General features: G+C 59.7%; 5 protein-coding genes and 1 pseudogene. All 6 read right to left on the reverse strand.

Going from position 1 to position 5,596, the window contains the following annotated elements:
• Window positions 1-56: 56 nt before the first annotated feature.
• A complete protein-coding gene (locus HMPREF2724_RS08005) occupies window positions 57-425 on the reverse strand; it encodes a F0F1 ATP synthase subunit epsilon (RefSeq protein ID WP_061921985.1) in 369 nt (122 codons plus the stop codon).
• A gap of 10 nt (window positions 426-435) precedes the next feature.
• Window positions 436-1,881 carry a F0F1 ATP synthase subunit beta gene (gene atpD / locus HMPREF2724_RS08010; RefSeq protein WP_062035306.1) on the reverse strand — a complete coding sequence of 482 codons (1,446 nt, stop codon included), beginning with the start codon at window positions 1,879-1,881 and terminating at the stop codon, window positions 436-438.
• Window positions 1,882-1,884: 3 nt separating this feature from the next.
• The gene (locus tag HMPREF2724_RS08015) at window positions 1,885-2,868 is read right to left on the reverse strand and encodes a F0F1 ATP synthase subunit gamma (protein ID WP_062035308.1); all 984 of its coding nucleotides are present in this window, start codon (window positions 2,866-2,868) and stop codon (window positions 1,885-1,887) included.
• A 57-nt stretch (window positions 2,869-2,925) separates the two neighbouring features.
• The gene (gene atpA, locus HMPREF2724_RS08020) at window positions 2,926-4,566 is read right to left on the reverse strand and encodes a F0F1 ATP synthase subunit alpha (RefSeq protein ID WP_070456169.1); all 1,641 of its coding nucleotides are present in this window, start codon (window positions 4,564-4,566) and stop codon (window positions 2,926-2,928) included.
• A 65-nt stretch (window positions 4,567-4,631) separates the two neighbouring features.
• On the reverse strand, window positions 4,632-5,447 hold the full coding sequence (locus HMPREF2724_RS08025) for a F0F1 ATP synthase subunit delta (protein WP_070456171.1): 816 nt from the start codon (window positions 5,445-5,447) through the stop codon (window positions 4,632-4,634).
• A gap of 6 nt (window positions 5,448-5,453) precedes the next feature.
• A pseudogene (locus HMPREF2724_RS13235) lies at window positions 5,454-5,596 on the reverse strand (F0F1 ATP synthase subunit B); the annotation flags it as partial.

The raw sequence follows: 5,596 nt of genomic DNA on the forward strand, positions 1-5,596 counted from the left end.
GAAAGAAAGGTGGGGCGCTTATGAGAGCGGAAGGGCTTTGCTGCCCGTTACTCTACCTAGCCCTTGGCGCGACGAAGTGCTCGCTGAGCGGCTTCACCACGGTTGTGGACAATAAACTCCTCGGACTTCTGGTCTTCGGAAGCCTGTGCCTCATCAACTTCAGTGGACCAAGTAGCCCAGTTGGCGAGGACAGTGATCTTGTCCTTGGACACGGAGAGGAAGCCACCCTGGACCGCGGCGACGAGGCGCTCGCCGTCGACTGGGTGGATGGTCACAACACCATTGTCGGCCAGCTGACCGACCAATGGCTCGTGGCCAGGAAGCACGCCGATCTCACCCTCAGTGGTCTCAGCCGTAACCAGCGTGGCCTTACCAGCCCACAGCTTACGCTCGACGGATACCAATTCAGCGGTGATGTCAGCCATGTGCCACTCCCTACTTCTCGGAAAGCTTCTTGTACGCAGCCTCGACGTCGTCCAAGCCACCCAGGCCGTTGAATGCCTGCTCTGGGTAGTGATCGAACTCGCCGTTGCAGATGCGCTCGAAAGCATCGATGGTCTCGGTCAGCGGGACGTAGGAGCCCGGCAGGCCGGTGAACTTCTCTGCGACGAAGAAGTTCTGGCCTAGGAAGCGCTCGATACGACGTGCGCGCTGAACGGTGACCTTGTCCTCCTCGGACAGCTCGTCCATACCAAGGATGGCGATGATGTCCTGGAGTTCCTTGTTCTTCTGCAGGATGTGAATGACGCGCTGCGCAACCTCGTAGTGGTGCTCGCCCACGATGGACGGCTCCAGAATACGAGAGGTCGAGGTCAGCGGGTTCACAGCCGGGTAAATACCCTTGGAAGCAATACCACGATCCAACTCGGTGGTTGCATCGAGGTGGGCGAAGGTGGTGGCCGGAGCCGGGTCGGTGTAGTCATCCGCAGGGACGTAAACGGCCTGCAGAGAGGTAATCGACTTGCCCTTCGTGGAGGTAATGCGCTCCTGCAGGACACCCATCTCGTCAGCCAAGGTTGGCTGGTAGCCAACGGCGGAAGGCATACGACCCAGCAGGGTCGAAACCTCAGAGCCAGCCTGGGTGAAACGGAAGATGTTGTCAATGAACAGCAGCACGTCCTGGTTCTGCACATCGCGGAAGTACTCCGCCATGGTCAGGCCGGACAGAGCCACGCGCATACGGACTCCTGGCGGCTCATCCATCTGGCCGAACACGAGGGCGGTGTCCTGGAGAACGCCCATCTCTTCCATCTCGAGGAAGAGGTCGGTGCCCTCACGGGTACGCTCGCCGACGCCGGCGAAGACGGAGGTACCGGAGAACTCGCGTGCGATACGAGTAATCATCTCCTGGATGAGAACGGTCTTACCAACACCTGCACCGCCGAAGAGGCCGATCTTGCCGCCCTTCACGTACGGGGTCAGGAGGTCGATAACCTTAATACCGGTCTCCAGGATTTCGGTTTTGCCCTCGAGCTGGTCGAATGCTGGCGGCTCACGGTGGATGCCCCACTGCTCGCCGTCGCGGCCCAGACCAGGCTGGTCGAGGCAGTCGCCCAGTGCGTTGAAGACGTGGCCCTTGACCACATCGCCGACTGGAACGGAGATTGGCTTGCCAGTATCGGTCACGGTAGCGCCGCGGACGAGGCCGTCGGTCGGTGCCATGGAAACGGTACGGACGAGGTTGTCACCGAGGTGCTGAGCGACCTCGAGGGTGACGGTCTTTGCAACAGCCTCGAGAGAAATCTCGACGGTCAGTGCGTTGTACAGTGCCGGCAGTCCGCCACGCGGGAATTCCACGTCGACGACCGGACCGATGACGCGCACCACACGGCCGGCAACAGCCGACGACTGTGTGTTCTGCTCTTGCAGAGCTGAAGTCATAATCTAGTCACTTTCTGCGCTTTCGGCGAGCGCCCCAGCGCCACCGACGATCTCTGTAATTTCCTGGGTAATCTGTGCCTGACGAGCCTGGTTGGCCACGCGCGAGAGGTCCTTGACCAGCTCGGTTGCATTGTCAGTAGCAGACTTCATTGCGGTACGGCGTGCTGCGGACTCGGAAGCGGAAGCCTCCAAGAACATCGCAAAGAGGATACGAGAGACGTACTGCGGAAGCAGTGCCTCCATAAGAGTGTCAGCATCCGGCTCGAACTCGAAATCAGGCGAGACCTGATCCGTAGGCTCGGAGTCGGAAAGCGCGGACTCTCCGAGGTGGAATTCCTCATCCTCAATAACCGGAACCACCGGCAACAACTGCTGTGCACGCGCGGTTTGGGTCAGCATGGACTCAAACTCGGTGTACACAACGTGAACCTGGTCGAAGCCACGGATGCCTTCGCCCTCGGTGTTGAGGCCGTCGCGGTACTTGGCAGTACCTTTGGAACCTGCAATGAAGCCGTCGATCATGTGACGACGGACATCGTGGGTGGTCTCCCAGGACGGATCCTGCGAGAAACCAGCCCAGCTGCCTGCGACATCAGCTTCACGGAACTTGTAGAAGCCAACGCCCTTATTACCCGTGACGTAGCGGACGGTCTCGTAGCCTTGCTTCTTGAGCAGGGCTTCGAGCTCGGCTGCCTTCTTGAAGATGTTGTTGTTGTAGCCACCACACATACCGCGGTCAGAAGAGACCACGAGAATAGCGGCGACCTTGCCATCTTCACGTTCACGAAGCATCGGGTGATCCAGCGAGCTGGCCGCTGCGAGCTTGTTCATCACATTCGCAAGCTCGTGTGCGTAAGGCTGTGAAGCCTCAACCCTAGCCTGTGCCTTGGTAATGCGCGAGGTAGCAATGAGCTCCTGTGCCTTGGTGATCTTCTTAGTGGAATTGACGGACCGGATTCGGTCGCGCAGTTCACGAAGATTAGCCATGGTGTTCGCTCCTCCCTTCTATTATCTCGACGGTTGATTCTTAGAGCTGTGCGGACTCTATTTAGCCGTCTTACGGGAGACGCTGAGCTCGGTCTTCTTTACCTCTGCTGCATCGAGTGCCTCGACCTCTGCCTCGGAGCCCAAGTTATGGCCCTCGGTGGTGCGGAAGGTCGGGATGAAGTCCTTAGCAGCCTTGACGAGCGCATCCTTGGATTCGTCGGACAGAGGCTGGCCACCAGCGATCTGCTCGAATACCTGCGGGGTATTCGAGTGCAGGTACTCGTGTACCTCAGCCTCGAAGCGACGTACATCCTCGACGGGAACGACGTCGAAGATGCCCTGGTCAGCCAAGTAGATGGAAACCATCTGGAACTCGACTGGCTGCGGGGAGGACTCCGCCTGCTTGAGCAGCTCAACCAGACGCTCACCGCGCTCGAGCTGTGCCTTGGAGGCAGGGTCGAGGTCGGAAGCGAAGGCAGCGAATGCCTGCAGGTCACGGTAAGCAGCAAGCTCAAGACGCAGGTTACCGGCGACCTTCTTCATGCCCTTGGTCTGTGCAGCGCCACCCACACGGGAGACGGAGACACCGACGTTAATTGCCGGACGGACGCCCTGGTTGAACAGGTCGGACTCCAGGAAGACCTGGCCGTCGGTAATGGAAATAACGTTGGTCGGGATGAAGGCGGAAACGTCGTTCGCCTTGGTCTCGATGATCGGCAGTGCGGTCATGGAACCTGCACCCATGTCGTCGGAGAGCTTTGCAGCACGCTCCAGCAGACGGGAGTGGAGGTAGAAGACGTCGCCCGGGTATGCCTCGCGGCCCGGCGGACGGCGCAGCAGAAGGGAAATCGCACGGTAGGCCTCAGCCTGCTTGGTGAGATCATCGTAGATGACCAGGACGTGGTTGCCCTGGTACATCCAGTGCTGACCCAGGGCTGCACCGGAGAACGGTGCCAGCCACTTGAAGCCGGCGGCGTCGGAAGCCGGAGCTGCCACGATGGTGGTGTACTCCAGTGCGCCGTGCTGCTCCAGGGTGTGGCGGACTCCAGCAATGGTGGAGCCCTTCTGGCCGATAGCGACGTAGATACAACGTACCTGCTTGTCCTTGTCGCCAGACTCCCAGTTAGCCTTCTGGTTCAGGATGGTGTCGATGCAGACTGCGGTCTTACCAGTCTTACGGTCACCAATGACCAACTGACGCTGACCACGACCAATCGGGGTCATTGCGTCAATAGCCTTGATGCCAGTCTGCATCGGCTCTTCAACCGGCTGACGCTGCAGCACGGAAGGTGCCTGCAGCTCGAGGACGCGGTCCTCTTCAGCGGCGATTGGGCCCAGACCGTCGATCGGCTGGCCCAGTGGGTTGATAACGCGGCCGAGGAATTCCTCGCCCACAGGGATGGAAAGGACTTCGCCAGTCCTCTTGACCTCGTCGCCCTCGGTGAGGGACTCGAAGTTACCCAGGACAACGACACCGATGGAGTTGGTGTCAAGGTTCTGTGCGACGCCGATAACGCCGCCTGGGAACTCGAGCAGCTCATTCGCCATAACGGATGGCAGGCCAGAAACCTGCGCAATACCGTCAGCTGCCGAAATGACCACGCCGACCTCCTCACGGGAGGCCTCCGCGGAGTAGCTCGAGGTGTAGTTCGCAATCGCGCTACGAATCTCATCGGAGGAGATCGTCAGCTCCGCCATGTTCTTCCTGCTCTCGGTAGTATCTTCCAGCAATTACTTAATCATTTCTGTCGTTTCGGCCTGACTTAAGCCATCTTGGCACGCAGGCGGGCAATCTTGCCTGCCGTGGAGCCGTCGATAACTTCGTCGCCGACGCGGATGGTCATACCACCGAGGAGGCTGGTGTCAACCTCAGAGTGAATGGACATCGCACGACCATAAATTTTGCCCAGCTTCTCAGCGAGTGCTGCACGCTGGCTATCATTCAGCTCACCCGCGGTGGTAACACGAGCAATGGTGCGACCCTGCAGCTTAGCTGCGTAGTCGGCCAGTGCCGCGACATCATCGATCGGGTTCTGCTCAGGGCGGCCGATGGCCTGGAGCGCGAGCGCCTCAGAGAACATCGTTACCTTGCCGTAGAGCACGCTTGCCAGCAATCCGCGCTTACGTGCGGACGTAGCAGTTCGGTCGGAAAGCAGCTGGGTCAGCTCTGCCTCGTTCTTCAGGATGCTAGACAGGCGGAAGAGCTCGTCTTCCACCGGGCCCAGCTGGCCCTGAGCCTCAGCACCGCGCAGAAGAGCGCGGCGGCCGAGAGACACGAGACCCTTGACGAAGTCACGGGAGGTGGACCACTGCTCGGCAGCAGAAGCTTCGATCACCTGGGTGGCGACCGGAGCAATCTTTGCACCGAAGAGGTTCTGCACCAGTGACTTGCGGTTTGCAGCCGGAACGGCGGCGTCGGTTAGCGCGACGCGCAGTTCGCGGTCAGCATCAAGGACATCAACGACCTCGAAAAGGTCGAGACCTGCCTGTGCCGCCGTCGCAATCGCATCGTCCTGCGCCAGAATCTGATCCAGCTGGGACTCTACGTGTGCGAGGGCTTCGCGGCTAGCTGCCTTCATAGTTGCCTACTTTCCGGCCGGTGCCACAGAATCGAGCTCGGACAGGAAGTTGTCAATCGTGGAGGACTGCTTGGTTGCGGAAGAAAGTTCGCCGCCCAGCAGCTTCTCAGCCAAGTTGATGGAGTTCTGTCCGATATCGGAACGCAGCT

It is taken from the genome of Corynebacterium sp. HMSC071F07, from assembly GCF_001810285.1.
Classification (GTDB): domain Bacteria; phylum Actinomycetota; class Actinomycetes; order Mycobacteriales; family Mycobacteriaceae; genus Corynebacterium; species Corynebacterium simulans.

Coding starts and splice junctions, on each gene's coding strand:
- HMPREF2724_RS08025 (WP_070456171.1), bottom strand. CDS start 5,447: ATGAAGGCAGCTAGCCGCGAAGCCCTCGCACACGTAGAGTCCCAGCTG.
- HMPREF2724_RS08015 (WP_062035308.1), bottom strand. CDS start 2,868: ATGGCTAATCTTCGTGAACTGCGCGACCGAATCCGGTCCGTCAATTCC.
- atpD (WP_062035306.1), bottom strand. CDS start 1,881: ATGACTTCAGCTCTGCAAGAGCAGAACACACAGTCGTCGGCTGTTGCC.
- atpA (WP_070456169.1), bottom strand. CDS start 4,566: ATGGCGGAGCTGACGATCTCCTCCGATGAGATTCGTAGCGCGATTGCG.
- HMPREF2724_RS08005 (WP_061921985.1), bottom strand. CDS start 425: ATGGCTGACATCACCGCTGAATTGGTATCCGTCGAGCGTAAGCTGTGG.